We start from the raw sequence: 26,838 nt of genomic DNA on the forward strand, positions 1-26,838 counted from the left end.
GAATTACTTCCTCTTCCTCTTCGCGAGAGCGAACTCTTCATCCAGCAGCGCGAGCAGTCCGGCCTCGTCGAGCTGCGCGACTTCCTGAGCTATCTGCGTGGGCGCCTTCTCCGGCTCCGGTGCCGGTGGAGGCGTCACTTCGGCGGCCCCGGGGCCGCCCACGAGTCGAACCAGGTGCTCACTGAGCGCCGCCACCGTGGGGTAGGTCCACAGCAGCGTCGCCGGCACGGTGATGCCGAGCGCGGCCTCGATGCGGTTGCGCAGCTCGAGCCCCATCAGCGAGTCCATGCCGAGGCTCGTCAGCGGCGCGCCCATGTCGAGCCGGGCCTCCGGCAGGCGCAGCACCTGCGCGACGTGCGCGCCGATGCAGTCCTGCACCAGCGCCACCTTCGTGCGAGGGTCCGCCGCGGCCAGCCGCTGGAGCAGGTCGCGGTTCCCCTCCCCCCTGCCCGTGCGCGAACGCTGCGCCGCGGCCAGGCGCGACAACCTGCGCGAGGACGCCGCCGCCGGGAAGAACTCCACCCACCGCCGGATGTCGAGCGGCACCACGGCGACCTGCGCGCGCTCGCTGTCCAGCAGCCGCGCCAGCGCCGTGAGTCCCTCGCCGGGACTCAGGCCGCGGACGCCGCGGCTCTCCTGCGCCGCGGCCATACCCACCTCGGCGAAGGTGCCCCAGTCGATGCCGAGCGCCGGCAGCCCCTGTGCCCGGCGGTGGTGCGCCAGCGCGTCCAGGAACGCGTTGGCCGCGGACGCCGTGCCCTGCTGTGGCGAGCCCAGCAGGCCCGCGCCGGAGGCGTACAGGACGAAGAAGTCCAGCCGCGCCTGGCGCGTCAGCTCGTGCAGGTGCAGTGCGCCACGGACCTTGGGCGCCATCACCTTGCGCAGCCGCGACTGCGTCTGCTGCGCCAGCGGTCCGTCATCCGCCACACCGGCGGCGTGGAGGACTCCGCGCAGCGGCATTCCAGACGCGGCGATGTCGGCCAGGACGCGCTCGAGCTGTGCCCGCTCGGCCACGTCCGCCTTCGCCACCGTCACCTTCGCGCCCAGCGCCTTCAGCGCCGCGATGGCGGCCTGCTGCCCCGGCGTGGACGCGCCGGTGCGCCCCACGAGGACCAGGTGACCGGCGCCCTGCTGTGCCAGCCAGCCGGCCGCGCCCAGGCCCAGGCCTCCCAGGCCACCGGTGACGAGGTAGCTGCCATCGCTCCGGATGGACGCGCCCGATACGGCCGGGACGCGGATGCGCACCTCCGCCCCGTCCACCGTCAGCACCACCTTCCCCAGGTGCTGCGCCTGCACCATCTTCCGGAAGGCCTCGGGGGCCTGGGAGATGGGCAGCGAGGTGATGGGCGGCGCGGTGAAGACCTTCGCCTCGAAGAGGCGGGAGACCTCCTCGAACAGCGCGCGCACGCGGGCGGGCTGCTTGAGCAGCATGCCCCGCAGGTCCACCAGCGAGAACGACAGGTTCCTCAGGAACGGAGGCAGGCCGAGCTGGCTGTCCCGCTTGCCCAGTTCCACGAAGCGGCCGTCGTCGCGCAGCAACTCGAAGCTCCGGTCGATGAGCTCGCCGGAGAGCGAGTTGAGCACCACGTCGACGCCCTCGCCTCCCGTCCATTCGCGCACGTCCGTGACGAACCGGTCCGAGCGCGAGTCACTCACGTACTTGATGCCCAGCGACTCCAGGTACGCGCGCTTCTCGGGCGTGCCCGCCGTGGCGTAGACCTCGGCGCCCACGTGCTGGGCCCAGCGCACCGCCGCCAGCCCCACGCCACCGGTGGCCGCATGGATGAGCACGCGCTCACCCTTCTGCAGCCGCGCCACGCGCGCCAGCGCGTACCAGGCCGTCACGCAGGCAATGGGCATCGCCGCGGCCTCGACCGCGGACAGCCCCGACGGACGCGGCAGCACCTGCACCGCCGAAGTCGTCACATGCGAGGCCACGGCGCCGTTCGCCAGGGCGATGACGGGCTGCCCCACGGACAGCCCCGTCACACCCTCGCCCACGGCGACGATGCGGCCGGCGCACTCGCCCCCGAGCACCGTCGGGCCCCGCGCGTCGTCGCGGACCACGCCCGTGGCCAGCAGCACGTCGAGGAAGCCGAGCCCCGCCGCCTCGACGGCGATCTCCACCTCGCCCGGGCCCGGAGGCCGGCGCTCGGTGGCGCGGAGCACCAGATGTTCGAGCACGCCCGGCTCGTCGCTCTCCAGCCGGAAGGCACGCTGCCCCGCCGGTTCGAGCTTCTCGCGGCGCGTGCCCTCGGGCGCCTTCTGGACGAGCCGTGCCACGCGCCGCTCACCGCCGCGGAAGGCAATCTCGTCCTCGGCGTCGTCGGCCAGCAGCTCGGCCACGAGCGCATCGACCTCTCCATTGGGAAGCGACGGGTCGAGGTCGACGCTCGCGCAGCGCAGGTCCATGTGCTCCATGGCGAGGGTGCGGCACAGGCCCAGCACGGGCGCCTGCGCCACGGAGACCTCACCGGCGCCCACCGCCTGCGCCCCGCGCGTCAGCACCCACAGCCGAGGCGCATCGCGGAAGCCCGCGCTCGTCACCGCCTGCACCGTGGCGAGCACGCTGTCGCCACCGCGCACCAGCGCCGCCTCCACCGTCGCGAGGTCGAGCCCACGACCCGCGTCGAGGCTGCCGAGGTGCACCACCGCCGTCGGCGCCTGCCCGCCGAACGCATTCGCCATCACCGAGCGGAGGCCCGTGCTGCTGGCCTCGTCGACAGGCGCGAGCTTGACGGCGTGACCCGCGGCCTCCAGCGCCGAACGCAGCGCCTCTCCGAACGCACCGCCGCCCAGGAGCAGCCAGCGGCCCGCCGTCAGCCGGGGCTTGCCGACAGCGGCACGCTCCCAGTCCAGCTCCAGGAACGTGTTGTCCTCCTCGCGCCGGACCGCGACCTCTGACCGCCGCTGGACGACCAGCCCGGAGAGCTCGGCGACCACCGCGCCCGTGGCATCCACGATGCGCAGGTCCACACCGCGACGGTCCACGGTCTCCGTGCCGCCGTCGACACGCCGTGCGTGGCACCACAGCTCACCGGACGGGCGCTGCCACAGCCGCAGCGAGCCCACCTCCACCGGCATCCAGGTGGCCCCTTCGCCCTCGCTGGCGAAGATGCCACCCGTCACGTGGAAGCACGCATCCAGCAGCGCCGGATGCAGCCGGTACGCCGTGCCCGAGCCCGCCGCCTCGGGCAGCTGCACCCGGCCCAGGGCCTCGCCCTCGCCGCGCCACAGCTCGGTCATGCCCTGGAAGGCGGGGCCGTACTCGAGCCCCGTCGCGCTCAGCTTCGCGTACGTCTCCGTCGCCGCGACACCGGCGCCGAGACGGGCGCGCAGGGCGGCCACGTCCAGCTTCGCGGGGGCCTCCGCGCCCTGGGCGCGTCGCAGCGCGCCGCGAGCACGCACCCGGAAGGACGTCGCGCCCGAGCCCGAAGCCCGACTGGCCACCTGGAACCGCAGCCGTCCGGACTGCTCCTCCGTGGTCACCACCTGCACCTGGACCGCCGCGTCGCTCGCGAGGGTCAGGGCATCGGCGAACACCACGTTGGCGAGCTCGAGCGGACCGTCGCCCAGCGCCTCGGCGCCGGACGACAGCGCCATCTCCAGATAGGCCGTGCCCGGGAGCACCACCGCGCCCTGGACCCGGTGGTCTCCGAGCCACGGCAGCCGCTGTACGTCCAGCGTCGTCTCCCACAGGCGCGTGCCCGCTTGCGTCGAGATCGTCAGGCCCTCGCCCAGGAGCGGATGTCCGCCCGCATGGCCCCGGCGACCCGCGCCCGTGACGACGCTGACCTGGGCCTCGACCCAGTACCGCTCGCGCTGCCACGCGTAGGTCGGCAGTGCCACGCGCCGGCATCCGGCCGGGAACTGTCGCTCCCACGCCACCGAGTAGCCCTGCGTCCACAGCGCGCCCAGCGTCTCCAGCAGCGCGCTCCGCTCGTCCTGCCCGCGACGCAGCGACCCCAGGGCCGCGCCGTCCTTCCCGGATGCCCGGCGGATCTCCTCCACCGGCATCGTCAGGATGGGGTGCGGGCTCATCTCGATGAAGAGCCCGTGACCGCCATCGAGCAGCTCCTTCACCGCGTCGCCGAAGCGCACCGGCTGACGGAGGTTGTCCGCCCAGTAGCTCGCCACCAGCTCCCCGCCCTCCAGCAGCTCGCCCGTCACCGTCGAGAGCATCGCGACGGTCGCCTGCTTCGGAGCCAGCTGGCGCAGCGCGGCCAGCAGGTCCTCACGCAACGGGTCCACCTGCGGGCTGTGGCTCGCCACGTCCACCTTCACCCGCCGGCAGAAGACCTTCTTCGCCTCCAGCAGGGTCAGGACTTCGGCCAGGGCCGTGCTGTCGCCGGCAAGCACCGTCGAGCGCGGGCTGTTGCTCACCGCCACGCTCAGCCGGTCCTCGTACCCCACCAGCGCCGCCTCGGCCTCGGCGCGCGACAGCTCCACCACGGCCATCTCACCCTGGCCGCTGATGCGGCGCAGCAGCACGCTGCGACGGCAGATGATGGCCACCGCGTCTTCCAGCGACAGCGCGCCGGCCACGTACGCCGCCGCCACCTCGCCCATGCTGTGGCCCACCACCGCGTCCGGCTCCACGCCCCACGCGCGCCACAGCGCCGCCAGCGCCACCTCCACCGCGAAGAGCACCGGCTGCACCACGTCGATGCGGCCCAGCTGGGAGGTGCTCTCGTCCGCCGCCAGCTCCTTCAGCAGCGACCAGCCCACCTCCGCCTGGATGGCCTTGTCACACGCCTCCAGTGCTTCACGGAAGGCGGGCTCCTCGGCCAGCAGCTTGCGGCCCATGCCCAGCCACTGCGAGCCCTGGCCCGGGAAGACGAACACCACCTTCGGCACGCCACCGATGGGCAACCGTCCACGCACCGCTCCGACGGGCGTCTGTCCCTTCGCGACCGCTTCCAGCGCGGCGCGCAGCCCGTCACGCGAGCCGGCCACCACGGCGAGCCGCTGGTCCATCGGCGCACGCGTCGTGGCGAGGCTGAAGGCCACGTCGCCCAGGCCCTGCTCCGGATTCGCCTCCACGCGCTTCGCCAGCTGCGCCGCCTGTGCCTCCAGCGCCCCCTGGCTCTTGCCCGACAGCACGAACAGCTCCGTCGCGCGCGCGGGTGCCGCGGGTGCCGACGGCGCCATGGGCGCCTCCTCCAGCACCGCGTGCGCGTTCGTTCCGCTGATGCCGAACGAGCTGACGCCCGCGCGCCTCGGCGTGCCGTTGCGCGGCCACTCCACCGGCTCGGCCGCCACCTTCACCGGCAGCTCCGCCCACGGAATGTGCGGGCTCGGCGCGTCGAAGTGCAGGCTCTTCGGGATGCGCCCGTGCCGCAGCGACAGCACCACCTTGATGATGCCCGCGACACCCGCCGCCGACTGGGTGTGGCCGATGTTGGACTTCACCGAGCCGATGACCACCGGCTTGTCGGCGGCACGCCCCGGCGCCAGCGCCGCGCCCAGGGCCTGCACTTCAATCGGGTCGCCCAGCTTCGTGCCCGTGCCGTGGCACTCGACGTAGTCCACGTCGGCCGGAGTCAGTCCCGCCTGCTCCAGCGCGCGGCGGATGACCGCCTGCTGCGACGGGCCATTCGGTGCCGTCAGGCCATTGCTGCGACCGTCCTGGTTCACCGCCGTGCCGCGAATCACCGCGAGGATGGGGTCGCCATCCCGCTGCGCATCGCTCAGCCGCTTGAGGACGATCATGCCGCAGCCTTCGCTCCAGCCCGCGCCGTCGGCGCTCGCCGCGAAGGGCTTGCAGCGTCCGTCCGGCGCCAGCCCGCGCAGCCGGCTGAACTCGACGAAGGACGCGGGCGTCAGCATCACCGCCACGCCGCCGGCCAGCGCCGTGGAGCACTCGCCGTTGCGCAGCGCCTGGCAGGCCAGGTGCACCGTCACCAGCGACGACGAGCACGCCGTGTCCACCGTCAGGCTCGGGCCCTTCAGTCCGAGCACGTACGAGATGCGTCCCGACGCCACGCTCGCCGCCGCGCCACTGCCCACGTAGCCATCGAGCGCCTCGAGGCCCCCGCCGCCGAGCGTGGCGTACTCCCGGTAGATGTGGCCGACGAACACGCCGGTGTCGCTGCCCATCAGCTTCTCGGGCGACAGGCCCGCGCGCTCCAGTGCTTCCCAGCTCGTTTCCAGCAGCAGGCGCTGCTGCGGGTCCATCGCCGTCGCCTCGCGCGGCGAGATGCCGAAGAACGCGGGGTCGAACTGGTCGATGTCCGAAAGGAAGCCGCCCGAGCGCGTCGCCATCTTTCCGGGCGCATCCGGGTTCGGGTCGTACAGCGCGTCCACGTCCCAGCGCGTGCGCGGCACCTCGGTGATGGCGTCGAGGCCCTCATCGAGCAGCCGCCAGTACGACTCCGGGTCGCTGACACCGCCGGGGAAGCGGCAGCCCATGCCGATGATGGCGATGGGCTCGTCGGAGGACGCCCTCGGAGCCGCGGTGACCGGACGAGGCGCCTCGGCCTCCTTCACCACGAGGATGTCCTGGAGCAGCCACTGGGTGAGCGCGTCGACGGTCGGATAGTCGAACGCCAGCGTCGCCGGCAGCGAAGCACCGACCCGGCGGCCGAGCGCGTTGCGCAGCTCCACCGCCATGAGCGAGTCGAGCCCCAGCTCCTGCATTGGCCTGTCAGCCGGCACCGTGTCGAGCGACAGCACGCGGGCGACCTCGGCCCTCACGGCGGCCCTCACCTCCTCGGCGCGGCGTGCCGGCGGCAGCCCCGCGAGGCGCGCCGACCACGTCTCCTTGGTGCTTCCCGTGCCCTGCGGCGCCGACGCGCGCACCAGCGCCCGCCAGAGCGGAGGCACCGCCGAGCCCGACGTCAGGGCCCGACCGGTGGCCTCCAGGTCCAGCCGTACGACCGCGAGCTGCTCCTCGGACCGCGACAGCGCCTGGCCCAGCAGCGCCACGCCCTCGGCGGCCGTCAGCGCCTGGATGCCCTTGCGCGCCAGGCGAGCCTGGTTGCCCGACGCCATGCCGCCCTCGGCCCACGCGCCCCAGGCCAGGCTCTGCGCCGGCAGCCCGCGCGAACGGCGGTGCGCCGCCAGCGCGTCCAGGAACGTGTTCGCCGCCGCGTAGTTGCTCTGTCCCGCCGCGCCGAGCAGCCCGGAGACCGACGAGAACATCACGAAGAACGCGAGGTCCGCCGACGCCGTCAGCTCGTGCAGGTTCCACGTGCCGTCCACCTTCGGGGCCAGCACCCGCGCGAAGCGCTCCGCGTTCTGCTCCGCCAGCACGCCGTCATCCAGCACGCCCGCCGCATGGATGACGCCGCGCAGCGGCAGCTCCGCCGGAAGCGCCCGCAGCACCGCCGCGAGCCCCTGCCGGTCCGCCACGTCCACCGCGGCCACCGTCACGCGGGCGCCGAGCTTCTCCAGCTCCGCCACCGCCTCGGCCGCGCCCGGCGTCTCCAGGCCGCGACGCCCGGTGAGCACCAGATGCGCGGCGCCCTCGGTCGCCAGCCACTTCGCCACGTGCAGGCCGAGCGCGCCCAGCCCTCCCGTGACCAGCACGGAGCCGTTCGCGGGAGGCCGGCTCGGGCGCGGCGGCATGAGCGCGAGCTTGCCCACGTGCTTCGCCTGTCCCATGAACCGGAAGGCGGTCTCCGCTTCGGTGATGGGGAAGGTCTTCACCGGGTGCGGGCGCAGGTGGCCCGCGGCGAAGGCGGCGGAGATCGCCGCCAACATCTCGCCGATGCGGACCGGACCGGCGTCCGCCATGTCGAAGACCTGGTAGCTCACGCCCGGGTACTTCGCGGCGACCGCGGCCGGGTCGCGCAGGTCGGTCTTGCCCATCTCGAGCATGCGACCGCCGGCCGACAGCAGCGACAGGCTGGCGTCCACGAACTCGCCGGCCAGCGCGTTCAGCACCACGTCCACGCCCTTGCCGCCACTGGCCTGCCGCAGCGCACTGGCGAACTCCACCGTGCGCGAGCTGGCGAGCTGTGTCACGCCCAGCGAGCGCACCACGTCCCACTTCGAGGGGCTGGCGGTGGCCACCACCTCGGCGCCCAGCATCCGGCCAATCTGCACGGCCGCCATGCCCACGCCGCCGGCCGCCGCATGCACCAGCAGGCGCTCGCCGGGCTTCAGCGCGCCCAGGTCGTGCAGCGCGTACCACGCGGTCAGGAAGGCGATGGGAATCGTCGCGGCCTGTTCGAAGGACAGGCCCGCGGGCACGGGCGCGACGAGCCGCGCGTCCACCGTCACGAACCGCCGGAACGTCCCGGGGGCCATGGCCATCACCGCGTCGCCCACGGAGAGTCCCTGGACGCCCTCGCCGATGGCCACCACCTCGCCGGCGCACTCGCTGCCGAGCGGCCCGGCCTCGCCCGGGTACATGCCGAGCGCGTTGAGGACATCGCGGAAGTTGAGGCCCGAGGCGCGGACCTCGAGCTGCACCTCGCCCGGTGCCGGAGCCCGGCATTCCGCGGGCGCCAGGTGCAGCGCATCGAGCGTGCCCTTCCGGCGGGTCTGGAGCTGGTAGTCCTCGGTGCCGGGCATGGCATCGTCGGCCGACTTCGCGCGGACCAGCCGCGCGGCGTGGCGGCGCCCCCCGCGCCAGGCGACCTGGTTCTCATCGCTGCCCGAGCCGAACTCACGCACCAGCGCATCGACCGCGCCGGCGCCCGGCGTCACATCCACCAGCGTGCAGCCCAGCTCCGGGTGCTCCTGCGACACGGTGCGGCCCAGGCCCCACGCCGTCGCCGTCGCGACGTCCACGGCTTCGTCGGACTCGACCGCCACCGCGCCCGGCGTCACCCACCACAGCCGGACCGGCTTTCCGCCTCGCAGCGCCTGCACCACCGCGAGCCCTTCGGCCGCGACCCGCTGCGCCGCCACGGGCGCGGCCTCTCCGGTCCGGCCCTGCCACAAGCACACGACTCCGGCGACGGCGGACTCGGCCGCCAGCGCCGCCGCCACCCCCGAGGGCGGAACGACGACGCCGCGCCCCAGCCGTGCCACCAGCTCCGAGGCGAGGCTCGACTCCGGCGAGGCGACGACCACCCAGCTGCCCTCGGCGCGGACCGGCGGCGCCTCGGCCAGCGGCGTCTCGCGCCACTCCAGGCGGTAGAAGGCCTCGACGGGCGCATCGCGCTTCACCCGGCGCAGCGCTTCCTTGTCGGCCTGACGGAAGCGCAGCTCCTTCACCTCCGCGACCACGGTTCCGGAGGCATCGGTCAGTGTGACGTCCGCCATCACGCCCGCGCCGCGCTGCAGGCGGACATGCACCCAGGCTGCTTCCGCGCCCGGCTGGTGGACGAAGAAGCCGCCAATCTCGAACGGCAGGAACAGCTCTTCCTTCTCCGAGGCAGGCGTCGCCGCCGCCACGGCCTGCAACGCGGCGTCGAGCAGCGCGGGGTGCACCCCGTAGCCCTCCGCCCGTGCGCTCTCCGGCAGGACAATCTCGGCGAGCGCCTCGCTCTCACCGCGCCACAGCGAGCGCATGCCCTGGAAGGCCGGGCCGTACGCCAGGCCCCGCTGGGCGATGGTCGCGTACGTCGCGGCCACGTCCAGTGCCTCGGCACAGCGGGCCCGCGCACCGGCGAGGTCCAGCGGAGACGCCACGGTCTCCTTCGAGGACACCGTCGCCGTCGCGTGCTGGGTCCAGCCCGTGCCCGAGCCGCCCTCGGCGGGCCGGCTGTACACGGCGGCGTTCAGCACGCCTTCCGTCTCGGTGAGCACCACCTGGAGGCGCCGGGCCCCCTTCTCCGCGAGCATCAACGGCGCCTGCAGCACGAGGCCCGTGACGTGCACCGGGCCGGTCGCCTCATGCGAGGCCGCCGCGCGCACCAGCTCCGCGATGGCCGCTCCCGGCACCACCGTCTGTCCCGCGACCCGGTGGTCTCCCAGCCACCCCTGCGTGTCCAGTCCCACCACGGACTCGAACACCGCCCGCGTCCCGGCGACCGGCAGCTTCACTCCCAGCAGCGGATGGCCCGTCGGCTCTCCAGCCTGCGCCACCGAGGCCTCGGACGACACCACCTGGAAGCGCTCGCGCTGCCACGAATACGTCGGCAGCCGCACCCGCTGGCCGCCCGACGGGAACACACTCGCCCAGCGCGGCGCGCCTCCCGTGGCCCAGAAGCCGGCGAGCCCCTCGAGGATGCTCGCCGCCTCGTCACGCCCGCTGCGCAGCGATGCCACCACCTCCGGCTTCGCCTCCGGCAGGCACGCGGGCACCATTCCCAGCAGCGTCGCCTTCGGGCCCACTTCCACGAAGACGCCCGCGCCCGCCTCGTCCAGCGCCTTCACTCCATCCGCGAAGCGCACCGCCTCGCGCACGTGGCGCACCCAGTACGCCGCCGTCCCCACCTCCCCGCCCGCCAGCTTCCCGCTGACGTTGCTCACCAAGGGCAGCGTCGCCGCCTGGTACTTCACCTTCTCCGCCACCTGCTGGAAGCCCGCCAACATCGGGGCCATGAGTGGCGAGTGGAACGCGTGCGACACCGTCAGCGCCTTCGTGCGCACCCCGCGCCCGGAGAACTCCGCCGCGATGGCCTTCACCGCCTCCGCTTCTCCCGCGATGACCACCTGCTTCGGCCCGTTCACCGCCGCGATGGACACCGTCGCTGCGTGCGGCTTCACCGCCGCCGCGACTTCCTCCTCGGCCGCGGCGATGGACACCATGGCTCCACCCGAGGGCAGCGCCTGCATCAGCCGCCCACGCGCGGCCACCAGCCGCACCGCGTCCTCCAGCGAGAAGACTCCCGCCACGTGCGCCGCCACCAGCTCGCCGATGCTGTGGCCCGCCACCAACTCCGGCTCCACGCCCCAGCTGCGCCACAGCGCCCACAGCGCGTACTCCACCGTGAACAGCGCCGGCTGCGTGTAGCCCGTCTGGTCCAGCAGCCCCGCGTCCGCGCTGCCCGGCTCGGCCCACATCACCTCGCGCAGCGGCCGCTCCAGCTTCAGCTCCCCGTCGAACAGCGCCACGCACCGGTCGAACGCCTCGCGGAAGGCAGGCCAGGCCGCGTGCAGGCCCCGGCCCATGCCGGCCACCTGCGCCCCTTGCCCCGTGAACAGGAATGCCACCTTGCCGCGCACCGAGGAGGTCGCGCCGCGCACCACGCCCGTCGGCGTCTCGCCCTTCGCGGCCGCATCCAGCGTCTCGAGCAGCGCCTCGCGCGAGCTGGCCACCACGGCGAGCCGCTGCTCCATCGCGGCGCGCGTCGTGGCCAGGCTGAAGGCCACGTCGCCCAGGCCCTGCTCCGGATTCTCCTTCACGTGCGCGGCCAACCGCGCCGCCTGCGCATCCAGCGCGGAGGCGGTCTTCGCCGACAGCACGAACAGCTCCGCCGCGCGCTCGGGCGCCGACGGGGCTGCCTTCACCTCCGGCGCCTCCTCCACGACCACGTGCGCGTTGGTGCCGCCAATCCCGAACGAGCTCACCCCGGCGCGCCGGGGCGACTTCCCGGTCGACGGCCAGTCGGTGAGCTGGGTGCTCACATAGAACGGGCTGTCCGCCAGCCCGAGGTTCGGGTTGGGGCGCTCGAAGTGGAGGCTCGGGGGAATCTGCCGGTGCTTCAGGCTGAGGACCGCCTTGAGCAGGCCCGCGATGCCCGCTGCGGCGTCCAGGTGCCCGAAGTTGGACTTCACCGTGCCGAGCGCGCAGAAGCCCTTGCGCTGGGTGCTCTGCCGGAACACGCGCGTCAGCGCGGCGACCTCGATGGGGTCGCCCAGCGGAGTCGCCGTGCCGTGCGCCTCCACGTAGCCGATGTCCTCCGGCGTGACGTTCGCCGCGGCGAGCGCCTGGGAGATGACCTCGGCCTGGCCCGCCACGCTCGGCGCGGTGTAGCCGACCTTCGCCGCGCCGTCGTTGTTGATGGCCGAAGCCCGGATGACGGCGTGGATGGTGTCCCCATCCGCCAGCGCGTCCTCCAGGCGCTTGAGCAGGACCACGCCCACGCCGTTACCGAAGAGCGTGCCCTGCGCCTTCTCGTCGAAGGCGCGGCAGTGCCCGTCGGGCGAGAGGATCAACCCCTCCTGGTACGGATAACCGGTGACCAGGGGCAGCGTGATGGAGACGCCGCCCGCGAGCGCCATCTCGCACTCCCCGTCCAGCAGGCTGCGGCACGCGAGGTGCACCGCGACCAGCGACGTCGAGCACGCCGTCTGCACCGTGAGGCTCGGGCCCTTGAGGTCGAGCTTGTAGGACACACGGGTGGCGAGGAAGTCGGCGCCCGTCGAGTAGTACGACTGGAGGAACTCGCCGACGTTGGCCGCGCGAGACTCGTGCATCCGCAGGCCGTTGATGCCGCTGGCACCGGCGAAGACGCCGATGCGCGGGCCGTTCGCCTCGGGGATGGTGCCGGCGCTCTCCAGCGCCTCCCAGGCACACTCCAGGAAGACCCGGTGCTGCGGGTCGATCTGCGCGGCCTCACGGGGGCTGTACTTGAAGAAGGATGCGTCGAACTCGTCCGCCCCGCGCAGCACGCCCTTGGCCTTGACGTAGGTCGGGTCGCTCAGCAGGTGCGGCGCCACGCCGGCCGCGCCGAGTTCCTCCTCGGTGAAGAACGAGGTGCTCTCCACGCCGCCCGCGAGGTTCTTCCAGAACGCGTCGAGGTCCTCCGCGCCGGGGAAGCGGCCGGAGAAGCCGATGATGGCCACGCCGGACTCGGACGTGGAGGCGCGACGGCGGGCACGGACCGGTGCCGCCGAGGTCTCCGACGCCGGAGCGAGATACCGGGCCAGGGAGGCAATCGTCGGATGCTCGAACAGCTCGACGATGGAGACCTCCCGTCCCGTCGCCTTGTGCAGCAGCGCGCTGACCTGCGACAGGAGCAGCGAGTGCCCGCCGACGTCGAAGAAGTTGTCGGTGAGGCCCACCGCCTCCACGCGGAGCACTTCCTTCCAGATGGCCTGGAGGGTGCGCTCCAGCTCGTTCCTCGGAGCCACGGGCGCCTGCACGGCCGAGGGCGCGGCGGAGGCCGGCGCCGGCAGCTTCTGGCGATCCACCTTCCCGTTGGGCGACAGCGGCAGCGCGTCGAGCACCACGAACGCCGACGGCACCATGTGGTCCGGCAGCGTCTGCTTCAGGTGGTCGCGCAGCGAGCCCTCGTCCGTGCTCTTGTCACCGAGCACCACGTACGCGACGAGGCGCCGGTCGCCCGGTACGTCCTCGCGCGCGACGACCACGCACGCCTTCACGGCGGCGTGCGAGCTCAGCGTGGTCTCGATCTCCCCCAGCTCGATCCGGTAGCCGCGGATCTTCACCTGGTGGTCGATGCGCCCGAGGTAGTCGAGCAGGCCATCCGGCCGGTAGCGGCAGAGGTCGCCCGTGCGGTAGAGCCGCTCACCCGGGGTGAACGGGTCGTTGATGAAGCGCTCCGCGGTCAGCTCGGGGCGTCCGCGGTACCCGCGCGCGACGCCGATTCCGCCGATGTACAGCTCGCCCGGCACTCCGACGGGCACCGGCTGGAGGTCGCGGTCCAGCACGTAGACCCGGGTGTTCGCCACGGGCCGGCCGATGGGCACCAGCCCGTCGGTCGGGGTGAGCGGGTGGGCGCACGAGTAGATGGCCGTCTCGGTGGGGCCGTAGCCGTTCAGGACGTAACCGGCGCGCGCGGCGAGCTGGTTGCACAGCTCGGGCGTCACCGCTTCTCCGGCCGTCAAAATCTTGAAGGTCGGCGTGCCCTGCCAGCCGGAGGCGAGGACGATCTGCCACCGGGACGGCGTGGCCTGCATCATCGTGGCGCCGGACTCCTCCAGGCGGCGGCGCAGCGCGCGCGCGTCCATGCCGAGCATCCGCGACGCGACCTCGACCCGCGCGCCGACGAGGAACGGCAGGATGAGCTCGAGCGCCGCGATGTCGAAGGACAGGCTGGTGACCGCGAGCACCCGGTCCTCGGCGGACAGCCGGGTCCGCCGCGCCACGTCCATGAGCAGGTTGAGCACCGAGCGCTGGGTGATTTCAACGCCCTTCGGACGCCCCGTGGAGCCGGACGTGTAGAGGACGTGGACCAGCGTCTCGGGGCTCGACGCCGCCGGGAGGTCCGTCACCGGGCGCGCGGCCAGCTCCGCCGCGTCGGCATCGAAGCGCACGACGTGGGCGGAGTGCGGCGGCATGCGCTCGGCGAGCCGCGCCTCCGTCACGAGCACGCGCGCCTGCGCGTTGTCGACCATGTAGGCCAGGCGGTCCGCCGGATACGTCGGGTCGAGCGGCACGTACGCTCCGCCCGCCTTCAGGATGCCGAAGAGGCCGATGACCATCTCCAGCGAGCGCTCCACGCACAGCCCGACCAGCACCTCCGGCCCCACGCCGAGCGCCCGGAGGTGATGCGCCAGCTGGTTGGCGCGCTCATTCAGCTCGCGATAGGTGAGCTGCCTTCCCTCGAAGACGAGCGCCACTGCGTCCGGCGACTTCTGGACCTGGGCCTCGAACAGCTCGTGGATGCAGCGCTCGCGCGGGAACTCCGCGGCGGTCTCGTTCCACGTCACCAGGAGCTGCCGCCGCTCCGCCTCGGTCAAGAGCGGCAGCTGGGACAGCCGGACCTTCGGGTTGGCGACGAGCCCCTCGGCCAGCACCCGGAAGTGGCCGGCGATGCGCTCGATGGTGGCGGCGTCGAACAGGTCGGTCGCGTACTCGATGGTGGCGGAGAGCGCCCCCTGCGACTCGATCATCGTGAGGCCGAGCTCGAACTTCGCGGTGCCCGCGACGGCGCCGTCGGCCCGCTGCGTCTTCATGGAGCACGTGAGCCCCGGGAGGTTGAAGTCCGGGAAGTGCACGTTCTCGAGCACGAAGCTCGCGCGGAACAGTGGGTTGAGGTCGCGGCCGCGCGAGGCACCGGCGGCGTTCACGATGCGGTCGAAGGGAACTTCCTGGTGCTTGAGCGCGTCCTCCGCCACGCGGCGCAGCCGGTGCATCAGGGTGACGCCATCCGGGTCGCCCGACAGGTCGCAGCGCAGCACCAGCGTGTTGACGAAGAAGCCGACGAGTTCCCGGAGCTCGTTCCGGTCTCGGCCCGCGGTGGCCGTGCCGATGCCGAAGTCCGCCTGCTGGGTGTAGCGGTGCAGCAGCGAGGCCCAGACGGTCAGCAGCGTGACGTACAGCGTGCACGACTCGCGGCCCGCCAGCTCCTTGAGCTTCGCGGAGAGCTCCGCCGGGAGCGCGAACGAGTACGCATCACCCGCGTACGACGGGCCCTTGGCGGGCGAACGCTGTGTCGGCAGGTCGAGCCGGGGCAGCGCGGCCAGCGTCTCCTTCCACCAGGCCTCCGCCTGCTTCTCCTCGTCGCCCTGGAGCGCCGTCTCCTGCCAGCGGGCATAGTCCGAGAAGCGGACCGGCAGCTCCGGAAGCGCCGGACGCGTGCCCGCGCGGAAGGCCGTGTAGAGCTCGGCGAGGTCGCGGAAGAAGACGCCGCTGGACCAGCCGTCGGTGATGATGTGGTGCTGGCTGACGAGGAGGACGTGGTCCTCGGTGTCCAGCGAGACCAGCGTCGTCCGCATCATCGGGCCGCGCGCGAGGTCGAACGGGCCCGCGGCGTGCTCCGCCGAGCGCCGGCGCAGCTCCGCCTCGCGGGCCTCGGGGGCGAGGCCGCGCAGGTCGATGACGGGCAGCTCCCAGGTCCCGGCGGGAGTGACGACGAGGCTCGGCCGCCCCTCCACCTCGGGGAAGATGGCGCGCAGCATCGCGTGCCGCTCGACGAGGGCGCTGAGGCTCGCGCGTAGTGCCCCCACGTCGAGGACGCCCTTCATGCGCAGCTCGAAGTGGAGGTTGTACAGCGCGCTTCCGGGCACCAGCCGGTCGAGGAACCAGAGCCGGGCCTGGCCCGCGGCCAGCGGGCCCGGCTCCGTGTCCGCCAGGGGCTGGCGGAGGATGGGCGCGCGGGAGGCGGCGTCACCCGCCTTGAGGAAGGCGATGAGCTCGGCCTTGTGCTCGACGATGGCCTGACGGAGCTCCGGCGTCAGCGCGCCCTTGGGGGCGTTGAACGCGAGGTTCTCGCCATCGACCCGCAGCATCACGCCACGAGCCTTCGCGGCGAACAGAATCTCTTTCAGCGTCACAGCGTACCTTCCTCACGCTCTTCGTTCGTCGCGCTCGGCGACGGTTGCGATTCGAATCTCACCGCCGCACGGAGCTGCTCCTCGAGGAGCGGCTCGACCAGCGACGCAATCGTCGGGTACTGCCACTGCAGGTCCACCGGGAGCGGGAAGCCGAAGCGCGCCTCCAGCCGGTTGCGCAGCTCCAGCCCCAGGAGCGAGTCCATGCCCAGGCTGGCGAGCTGTGCCTCCGCGTCGAGCTGGCTCTCCGGGATGCGCAGCACCTGCGCGACCTGCGTCTTCAGGAACGTCTCCATCAGCCGCACCTGCTCCGAGGGCTCGGCGGTGGCGAGCCGCGCGAGCAGCTCGCGGTCCACCTCGGCGCTGTCGCGACGGGACGCGCCCTCGGAGAGCCGTTGCAGCACCAGCCCGTCGAGCTCCGCGACCACCGCGCCGGTGCCGTCCACGAGCCGCAATTCCAGGCTCCGCCGCTCCGCCTGCTCCGGCCCGGTGGCCCGTGCGTGGCACCACAGCTCGCCCGAGGGGCGCTGCCACAGCCTCACCGCGCCGACCTCCACCGGCACCCACGTCGCCTCACTCCGGGTGGCGGCGCGGAAGCAGGCGGCCAGCAGCGCCGGATGCAGCCGGTCATGCGTGGCCACGCCGGCCCCCTCGGGGAGCCGTACCTGCGCCAGCGTCTCGCCCTCACCCTTCCCCACCGCGTCGAGGCTCACGGCAGCCGGAGCCTCCGCGCGCTCGGGCCGGCGCAGCACTCCGCGGCAATGCACCCGCCACGCGGCCTTGTCGGCGCCGGGAGCGAGGCTCGCGACCTGGAACCGCAGCCGTCCGGGTTGCTCCTCGACGGCGGCGAGCTGCACGGGGAGTTCGACTTCCTCTGTGAATGACAGTACCTGCGCGAGCTCCACGCCGGTGACTTCCAGGGGGCCCTCGCCCAGCGACTCGGCTCCCGCGGCCAGCGCCATCTCCAGGAACGCGGAGCCCGGCACCTGGACCTCGCCGTCGAGCCGATGGTCACCGAGCCACGGCAGCCGCTCGGCGTCCACGGTCGATTCCCACAGCCGCAGGCCCGGCTGCATCGAGACCGTCCGCGACTCACCGAGCAGCGGGTGCCCCGCCGCATGGACTCGGGGAGTACGGGTAGCCGCACTCCGGGCAGAGATCTCAATCCAGTGACGCTCACGCTGCCACGAATACGTTGGCAACCGCACACGCTGGTTGCCCGACGTGTAAACGCCAGCCCACGAGATTTTTCCACCCGCGGACCAGAGGCTTCCGAGCGCTTCGAGCACGCTCTCCGCCTCCGGACGCGCGGTGCGAAGGGACGCGACCAGGGTCGTTTTCGCCTCGGGGATGCAGGACGGCACCATCCCCAGCAGCGTGGCCTTCGGCCCCACCTCCACGAAGAGGCTGGCGCCCGCATCGTGAAGTGCCTTCACACCGTCCGCGAAGCGCACCGCCTCGCGCACGTGGCGCACCCAGTAGCCGGCCGTCGCCAACTCCGCGCCCGCCATGCGGCCGGTCACGTTCGAGACCACCGGCATCCGCGGCTCGCGGTACTTCACCGCCGAGGCGATGCGGCCGAACTCCTCCAGCATCGGCTGCATCAACGGCGAGTGGAACGCGTGCGACACCGTCAGCGCCTTCGTGCGCACCCCGCGCCCGGAGAACCCGGAGGAGATGGTGCCCACCGCTTCCGCCGCACCCGCGATGACCACCTGCTTCGGCCCATTCACCGCCGCGATGGACACCTGCTCCGCATATGGCGCCAGCGCCGCCGCGACCTCCTCCTCCGCGGCGCCGATGGACACCATGGCCCCGCCGGACGGCAGCGCCTGCATCAGCCGCCCGCGCGCGGCCACCAGCCGCACCGCGTCCTCCAGCGAGAAGACTCCCGCCACGTGCGCCGCCACCAGCTCGCCGATGCTGTGGCCCGCCACCAGCTCCGGTTCCACACCCCAGCTGCGCCACAGCGCCCACAGCGCGTACTCCACCGTGAACAGCGCCGGCTGCGTGTAGCCCGTCTGGTCCAGCAGCCCCGCGTCCGCGCTGCCCGGCTCGGCCCACATCACCTCGCGCAACGGCCGCTCCAGCTTCAGCTCCCGGTCGAACAGCGCCACGCACCGGTCGAACGCCTCGCGGAACACAGGCCAGGCCGCGTGCAGGCCCCGGCCCATGCCGGCCACCTGCGCGCCCTGCCCCGTGAACAGGAACGCCACCTTGCCACGCGACGACGACATCGTGCCGCGCACCGCGCCCGACGGCGTCTGACCCTGGGCCGCGGCCTCCAGCGCCTCGCGCAACGCCTCGCGCGAGCTGGCCACCACGGCGAGCCGCTGCTCCATCGCGGCGCGCGTCGTGGCCAGGCTGAAGGCCACGTCACCCAGCCTCAGCTCCGGGCGCGCCTCGACATGCGCGGCCAGCTGCGCGGCCTGGGCCTCCAGCGCCGCCGGAGTCTTCGCCGACAGCACGAACAGCTCCGCCGCGCGCTCCGGTGCGGCCGGCGCCGTCTCCACCTCCGGCGCCTCCTCCAGGAGCACGTGCGCGTTGGTGCCACTCAGGCCGAACGCGCTGACGCCCGCGAGGCGCGGCTGGTTCGTCCTCGGCCACGGCACCGACTCCGTGGCCAGCGTCAGCGCCGTACCCTCCAGGCGGATGCGCGGGTTGAGGGTGCGGAAGTTGAGGTTCTTCGGGATGCGTCCGTTCCGAAGGACCAGCACCGCCTTGATCAACCCGGCCACGCCCGCGGCCGCCTCCAGGTGGCCGAGGTTCGTCTTCACCGCGCCCAGGACACAGCGGCTTCCATCCTCGCGCTCCGGTCCCACCACGGCGCGCAGCGCTTCGATTTCAATCGGGTCACCCAGGGAGGTGCCCGTGCCGTGCGTCTCGACATAGCCGATGGCACGCGCGTCCACTCGGGCGCTCTGGAGCGCCTCGCGCAGCAGCGCTTCCTGCGCCAGCACGTTGGGCGTCGTCAGACCCGTCGACCGGCCATCCTGATTCATGGCCGAGCCGCGAATCATCGCGAGGATGCGGTCCCCGTCGCGCTGGGCGTCGCTCAGACGCTTGAGGACGACCAGGCCGCAGCCCTCGCCGCGGACGAAGCCGCTGGCCGCGGCATCGAAGGTCCGGCAGCGGCCCTCGGGCGACAGCGCCTGGGTCCGCATCATGGCCTCCATCGTGTCCGGCGAGAGCAGCATGCTCACGCCGCCCGCCAGCGCCAGGTCGCTCTCCCGGGCCCGCAGGCTGCGGCACGCGAGGACCAGGGCCACCAGCGACGACGAGCACGCGGTGTCCAGCGTCAGGCTCGGGCCCTGCAGGCCCAGCGTGTACGACAGGCGTCCGGCCGCGATGCTGAGCATGTTGCCGGTCGTGCTGAAGGCGTCCCGGTCCGCCGTCTGGTGGCGCGAGATGAAGTGCAGGTAGTCGTTGGAGCCGGCACCGACGAAGACGCCCGTGCGGCTGCCCGCGAGCGACGGCGGGACGATGTTGGCGTCCTCCAGCGCCTCCCAGGCGACCTCCAGCAACAGGCGCTGCTGTGGGTCGAGCGACTGCGCCTCGCGCGGTGAGATGCCGAAGAACGCGGCATCGAAGCTGTCGACCTTGCTGGTCAGCAGCCCCGCCCAGCGAGGAGCGTCCTCGCTCGGACGGGCGCCCACGAGCCGCCAGCGCGCGTCGAGCGGCTGGACGGCGTCACGCCCGGCGTCGAGCAATTCCCAGTACGCATCCGGCGAGTTCGCGCCGCCGGGGAAGCGGCAGCCCATGCCGACGATGGCGATGGGCTCGTCGATGGCCAGAGCCTGCTCCTCGACCTTCACCGCCTGGACCCGGGTGGCTTCGGCCGGAGCCGCCGCCTTCTCGACGCCCTTCGCCTTCACGGCCTCGGGAGCCTGGGGCGCGGGTGTGGCGCTGAAGCTCAGGAGTCCCAGCACGTGCTCGGTCAGGGCCTCCACGGTGGGATAGGTCCACAGCAGCGTCGCCGGCACGGTGATGCCGAGCGTGGCCTCGATGCGGTTGCGCAGCTCGAGCCCCATCAGCGAATCCATGCCGAGGCTCGTCAGCGGCGCGCTGATGTCGAGCCGGCCTTCCGGCAGGCGCAGCACCTGCGAGACCTGCGCGCCCAGGCTGTCCTGCAGCAGGGACGCCCGCACGCGAGGCTCGGCGGCGGCGAGCCGCTCCAGCAGCTCGCGATTGCCGCTCCGGGCCGGCCGCCTGGCGCCCGCGCGCTGTGCCGCCGCGAGGTGCGTCAGCCGACGCGAGGAGGCCGCCGCCGGGTAGAACTCGATCCACTGCCGGATGTCGAGCGGCACCACGCCGACCTGCGCGCGCTCGCTGTCCAGCAGCCGCGCCAGGGCGGAGAGGCCCTCGTCGGGCGTCAGGCTCCGCACGCCGCGAGAGACCATGCGCGCCGCCCGGTTCTCCTGCGCCGCGGCCAGACCGACCTCGGCGAAGGTGCCCCAGTCGATGCTGAGCGCCGGCAGTCCCAGCGCCCGGCGGTGGTGCGCCAGCGCGTCCAGGAACGTGTTGGCCGCCGCGTAGTTGCCCTGTCCCGGCGCGCCCAGCAGGCCCGCGCCGGAGGAGTACAGGACGAAGAAGTCCAGCGGCAGCTGGCGCGTCAGCGTGTGCAGGTGCAGCGCGCCCTGGACCTTGGGCGCCATCACCTTGCGCAGCCGTGCCGGCGTCTGCTGAACCAGCAGACCGTCATCCAGCAGACCGGCGGCGTGGAGGACTCCACGCAGCGGCATCCCGGACGCGGCGATGTCGGAGAGGACGCGCTCGACCTGCGCCCGCTCGGCCACGTCCGCCTTCGCCACCGTCACCTTCGCGCCCAGCGCCTTCAGCGCCGCGATGGCGGCCTGCTGCTCCGGCGTGGACGCACCGGAGCGTCCCATGAGGACCAGGTGACCGGCGCCCTTCCGCGCCAGCCAGCCGGCCACGCTCAGGCCCAGGCCACCCAGGCCACCGGTGATGAGGTAGCTGCCGTCGCCGCGAATGGTCGCGCGCGAGTCGGCCGGGACGCGGACGGACACCTCCGTCCCGTCCACCACGAGCACCAGCTTCCCCAGGTGCTGCGCCTGAGCCATCTTCCGGAAGGCGTCGGGCGCCTGGGCGATGGGCAGCGTCGCGATGGGCGGCGCGGTGAACACCTTCGCCTCGACCAGACCGACGAGCTCCTGGAACAGCTCGCGCACGCGGGCCGGCTGCTTGAGCAGCATTCCCCGCAGGTCCACCAGCGAGAACGACAGGTTGCGGAGGAACGGCTGCAGGCCGAGCTGGTTGTTGGCGTAGTAGTCGCGCTTGCCCAGCTCCACGAAGCGGCCGTGGTCGCGCAGCAGCTCGAAGCTCTTGGTGATGAGCTCACCGGAGAGCGAGTTGAGCACCACGTCGATGCCCTCGCCGCCCGTCCACGCGCGCACGTCCGTGACGAACCGGTCCGAGCGCGAGTCGCTCACGTACTTGACGCCCAGCGACTCCAGGTACGCGCGCTTCTCGGGCGTACCCGCCGTGGCGTAGACCTCGGCGCCCACGTGCTGGGCCCACTGCACCGCCGCCAGGCCCACACCGCCCGTGGCCGCGTGGATGAGCACGCGCTCACCCTTCTTCAGCCGAGCCACGCGCTCCAGCGCGTACCAGGCCGTCAGGTACGCGATGGGCATCGCGGCCGCCTCGACCGCGGACAGCCCCGCGGGCCGCGGCAGCACCTGCAGCGCGGACGTGGTGACGTGGGAAGCGAAGGAGCCCCCCGCGAAGGCCATCACCGGCTGACCGACGGACAGGCCCGTCACCCCCTCGCCCACCGCGACGATGCGGCCGGCACACTCGCCGCCGAGCACCATCGGGCCCTGCTGGGCCGCGCCCTGCCCGTCGTTGGGCATCACGCCCATGGCCAGCAGCACGTCGAGGAAGTTGAGCCCCGCCGTCTCGACGGCGATCTCCACCTCGCCCGGGCCCGGAGGCCGGCGCTCGGTGGCGCGGAGCACCAGGTGGTCCAGCACGCCCGGCTCATCGATTTCGAGCCGGAACGGACGCTCACCCGCGGGCTCGGTCTTCTCCCGGCGCTCGCCGTCCGGCAGCTTCTGGACGAGCCGCGCCACGCGCCGCTCACCGCCGCGGAAGGCAAGCTCGTCCTCGGTGTCGTCGGCCAGCAGCTCGGCCACGAGCGCATCGACCTCTCCGTCGGGAAGCGACGGGTCGAGGTCGAGGCTGGCGCAGCGCAGCTCCGAGTGCTCCATCGCGATGACCCGGCACAGGCCCAGCACGGGCGACTGGGTCACCTGGAGTTCACCGGCGCTCGCCGCCTGCGCGCCGCGGGTCAGGACCCACAGTCGCGGCGCATCGCGGAAGCCCGCGCTCGTCACCGCCTGGAGCGTCGCGAGCACGCTGTCGCAGCCACGTCCCAGGGCGGTCTCGACGGAGTCCGCATCGAGCACACCGCCAGCCTCGAGGCTGCCGAGGTGCACCACCGCCGTCGGAGCCTGTCCACCGAACGCCTTCATCAACAGCGCGCGGAGACCGTCCGTGCCGACATCGTTGATGGGCGCGTGCTCGACGGCCTGCCCAGCGGCTTCCAGGGCGCTCCGCACGCGGGCGCCGAGCTCCTCGCCGCCGCCGAGCAGCAGCCACCGGCCGGAGTCGATCTTCCGGGGGGGAACCGCCGCCGTCTCCCAGGCGAGGTCCAGGAACCAGTCATCCTCCTCGCGGCGCTTCGTGCCGGAGACCAGCCGCTTCACGACCAGGCCCAGGACCTCGGCCACGGGAGTGCCGTTGCCGTCCACGATTCGCAGATCGGCGCTGCGCCGATCCGGAGCGGACGGCGCCTGGCTCGAGCGTCGCGCGTGGCACCACAGCTCGCCGGCCGGGCGCTGCCACAGCCGCAGCGAGCCCACCTCCACCGGCATCCAGGTGGCCCCCTCGCCCTCGTTGGCGAAGACGCCGCCCGTCACGTGGAAGCACGCATCCAGCAGCGCCGGGTGCAGCCGGTACGCCGTGGCCGAGCCCGCCGCCTCGGGCAGCTTCACCCGGCCCAGGGCCTCGCCGTCGCCCTGCCACAGCTCGGTCATGCCCTGGAAGGCGGGGCCGTACTCGAGCCCCGTCTCGCTCAGTCGCGCGTACGTGCCTCCCGCCGCGACACCGGCGCCGAGCCGGGCGCGCAGGCCCGCCACGTCCAGCTTCGCCGGGACCTCGGCGCCCTGGGCCAACCGGAGTGCGCCACGGGAGTGGACCCGGAACGACGCGGAGCTCGAACCCGGCACCTGGCTGGCCACCTGGAACCGCAGCCGACCGGGCTGCTCCTCCGTGGTCACCACCTGCACCGGCACTTCCGCGTCCGCCGCGAAGGCGAGCGCCTCCGCGAACACCGCATTGGAGACCTCGAGGGGGCCGTCACCCAGGGCCTGGGCCGCGGACGACAGCGCCATCTCCAGGTAGGCCGCGCCCGGCAGCACCACCGCGCCCTGCACCCGGTGGTCTCCGAGCCAGGCCAGCCGCTGCAGGTCCAGCGTCGTCTCCCACAGGCGCATGTTCGCCTGCGTCGACACGGCCTGCGCCTCGCCCAGGAGCGGGTGTCCGCCCGTGTGGCCGCGGCGGCTCACGGTCGCCGTGCTTCCGGACGACGTCTCGATCCAGTACCGATCACGCTGCCACGCGTAGGTCGGCAGCGACACGCGGCGGCCCCCCGTCGGGAACTGACGCTCCCACGCCACCGGGTAGCCCTGCGTCCACAGCGCGCCCAGCGTCTCCAGCAGCGCGCCACGCTCGTCCTGTCCACGACGGAGCGAGCCCACCGCCGCGCCGTCCTTCCCGGACGCCCGGCGCATCTCCTCCACCGGCATCGTCAGGATGGGGTGCGGGCTCATCTCGATGAAGAGCCCGTGGCCACCATCGAGCAGCTCCCGCACCGCGTCCCCGAAGCGCACCGGCTGACGGAGGTTGTCCGCCCAGTAGTTCGCCAGCAGCTCCGGGCCTTCCACCAGCTCGCCCGTCACCGTCGAGCGCATCGCCACCGTCGCTCGCTTCGGCGCCAGCCGGCTCAGCGCCGCCAGCAGGTCCTCACGCAGCGGCTCCACCTGCGGGCTGTGGCTCGCCACGTCCACCTTCACCCGCCGGCAGAACACGCCCTTCCCCTCCAACGCCGCCAGTACCTCCGCCAGCGCCTTCGGGTCTCCCGCGAGGACGGTGGAGCGCGGGCTGTTGCTCACCGCCACGCTCAGCCGGTCCTCGTACCCCACCAGCGCCGCTTCCGCCTCGGCGCGCGACAGCTCCACCACCGCCATCTCGCCCTGGCCGCTGATGCGCCGCAGCAGCACGCTGCGACGGCAGATGATGGCCACCGCGTCTTCCAGCGACAGCGCGCCGGCCACATACGCCGCGGCCACCTCGCCCATGCTGTGGCCCACCACCGCGTCGGGCTCCACGCCCCACGCGCGCCACAGCGCCGCCAGCGCCACCTCCACCGCGAAGAGCACCGGCTGCACCACGTCGATGCGGCCCAGCTGGGAGCTGCCCTCGTCCGCCGCCAGCTCCTTCAGCAGCGACCAGCCCACCTCCGCCTGGATGGCCTTGTCACACGCCTCCAGTGCCTCACGGAAGGCGGGCTCCTCCGCCAGCAGCTTGCGGCCCATGCCCAGCCACTGCGAGCCCTGGCCCGGGAAGACGAACACCACCTTCGGCACGCCACCGCTGGACAGCCGGCCGCGCACCGCTCCCGCGGGCGTCTGTCCCTGTGCGGCGGCTGCCAGGGCGGCACGCAGGCCTTCGCGCGACGTCGCGACCACGGCGAGCCGCTGCTCCATGCTGGCCTGGGTCGTCGCAAGGCTGAAGGCCACATCGCCCAGGCCCTGCTCCCAGTGTGCCGCCACGTGCTCGGCGAGCCGTGCGGCCTGCGCGTCCAGCGCGGCGTCGCTCTTGGCGGAGAGCACCATCAACTCGGCGCCACGCTCCGGCGCCGACGTCATGGGCTCGACCTCGGGAGCCTCCTCCAGGACGACGTGCGCATTGGTGCCGCTGATGCCGAACGAGCTGACACCCGCGCGCCTCGGCGTGCCGTTGCGCGGCCACTCCACCGGCTCGGCCGCCACCTTCACCGGCAGCTCCGCCCACGGAATGTGCGGACTCGGCGCGTCGAAGTGCAGGCTCTTCGGGATGCGCCCATGCCGCAGCGACAGCACCACCTTCATGATGCCCGCCACGCCCGCCGCCGCCTGCGTGTGCCCCAGGTTCGACTTCACCGAGCCGATGACCACCGGCTTCTCGGCGGGACGCCCCGGAGCCAGCACCGCGCCCAGGGCCTGCACTTCAATCGGGTCGCCCAGCGTCGTGCCCGTGCCGTGGCACTCGACGTAGTCCAGCTCCGCCGGGCTCACATCGGCCAGCTCCAGCGCACGGCGGATGACGGCCTGCTGCGACGGACCATTGGGCGCCGTCAGGCCGTTGCTACGCCCGTCCTGGTTCACCGCCGAGCCACGAATCACCGCGAGGATGGGGTCGCCATCCCGCTGCGCGTCGCTCAGTCGCTTGAGGACGATCATGCCGCAGCCCTCGCCCCAGCCCACACCGTCGGCGCCCGCCGCGAAGGCCTTGCAGCGCCCGTCCGGCGACAACCCACGCAGCCGGCTGAACTCGACGAAGGACGCGGGCGTCAGCATCACCGCCACGCCGCCGGCCAGCGCCGTGGAGCACTCGCCGTTGCGCAGCGACTGGCAGGCCAGGTGCACCGTCACCAGCGACGACGAGCACGCCGTATCCACCGTCAGGCTCGGGCCCTTGAGTCCGAGCACGTACGAGATTCGGCCCGAAGCGACGCTGGCCGTATTGCCGGTGGCGACGTAGCCGTCGAACGACTCCAGCCCGCCACCGAGCGTGGCGTACTCCTGGTACGTGAGGCCCACGAACACGCCGGTGTCGCTGCCCATCAGCCGCTCGGGCGGCAGGCCGGCACGCGTCAGCGCCTCCCAGCTCGTCTCCAGCAGCAGGCGCTGCTGCGGGTCCATCGCCGCCGCCTCGCGGGGCGAGATGCCGAAGAACGCGGGGTCGAACTGGTCGATGTCCGACAGGAAGGCACCCGAGCGCGTCGTCACCTTTCCGGGCGCATCCGGGTTCGGGTCGTATAGCGCGTCCACGTCCCAGCGCGTGCGCGGCACCTCGGTGGTGGCATCGATGCCGTTGTCGAGCAGCCGCCAGAAGGACTCCGGATCGCTGATGCCACCCGGGAAGCGGCAGCCCATGCCGACGATGGCGATGGGCTCGTCAGACGTCGCCCGGGAAGCGGCCTTGGACGACCGGGTCTCGGGCTCGTTCATGACGAGGACTTCGTCCAACAGCCACTTCGTGAGCGCATCGACGGTCGGGTAGTCGTAGGCCAGTGTCGCGGGCAGTGATGTACCCACGCGACGACCGAGCGCGTTGCGCAGCTCCACCGCCATGAGCGAGTCGAGCCCCAGCTCCTGCATCGGCCGGTCGGTCGGTACCGCGCCCGCCGTGCTCAGCGACAGCACGCGCGCGACATCCGCACGCACGGCCGCGCGCACCTCTTCGGCACGACGCGCCGCGGGCTGTCCCGCGAGCCGCGCCGCCCATGTGTCCTTGGCGCCAGTCGAGGTCTGGGGCGCGGGAGCGCGCACCAGCGCCCGCCAGACCGGAGGCACCGCCGAGCCCAGCGCGCGGCCAATCGCCGGCAGGTCCAGCAGCGCCACGCCCAGCTGCACTTCCGCGCGTGCCAGCGCCTGGCCCAGCAGCGCCACGCCCTCTTCCGCCGTCAGCGACTGGATGCCCTTGCGCGCGATGCGCGCCTGCGGCCCCGCCGCCATGCCCGTCTCTTTGACA

General features: G+C 73.1%; 2 protein-coding genes. Both read right to left on the reverse strand.

Features of this window, described 5'->3' with window-relative positions; genetic code table 11:
• Positions 1–3: 3 nt before the first annotated feature.
• Positions 4–16,023 carry a non-ribosomal peptide synthetase/type I polyketide synthase gene (locus HG543_RS16250; protein ID WP_169345686.1) on the reverse strand — a complete coding sequence of 5,340 codons (16,020 nt, stop codon included), beginning with the start codon at positions 16,021–16,023 and terminating at the stop codon, positions 4–6.
• Entirely contained in the window at positions 16,020–26,822 is a 10,803-nt protein-coding gene (locus tag HG543_RS16255; protein ID WP_169345687.1) for a type I polyketide synthase, read from the reverse strand. Before HG543_RS16255 ends, HG543_RS16250 begins: the two co-directional genes overlap by 4 nt.
• Between the last annotated feature and the right edge of the window lie 16 nt (positions 26,823–26,838).

Source organism: Pyxidicoccus fallax, assembly GCF_012933655.1.
Classification (GTDB): domain Bacteria; phylum Myxococcota; class Myxococcia; order Myxococcales; family Myxococcaceae; genus Myxococcus; species Myxococcus fallax.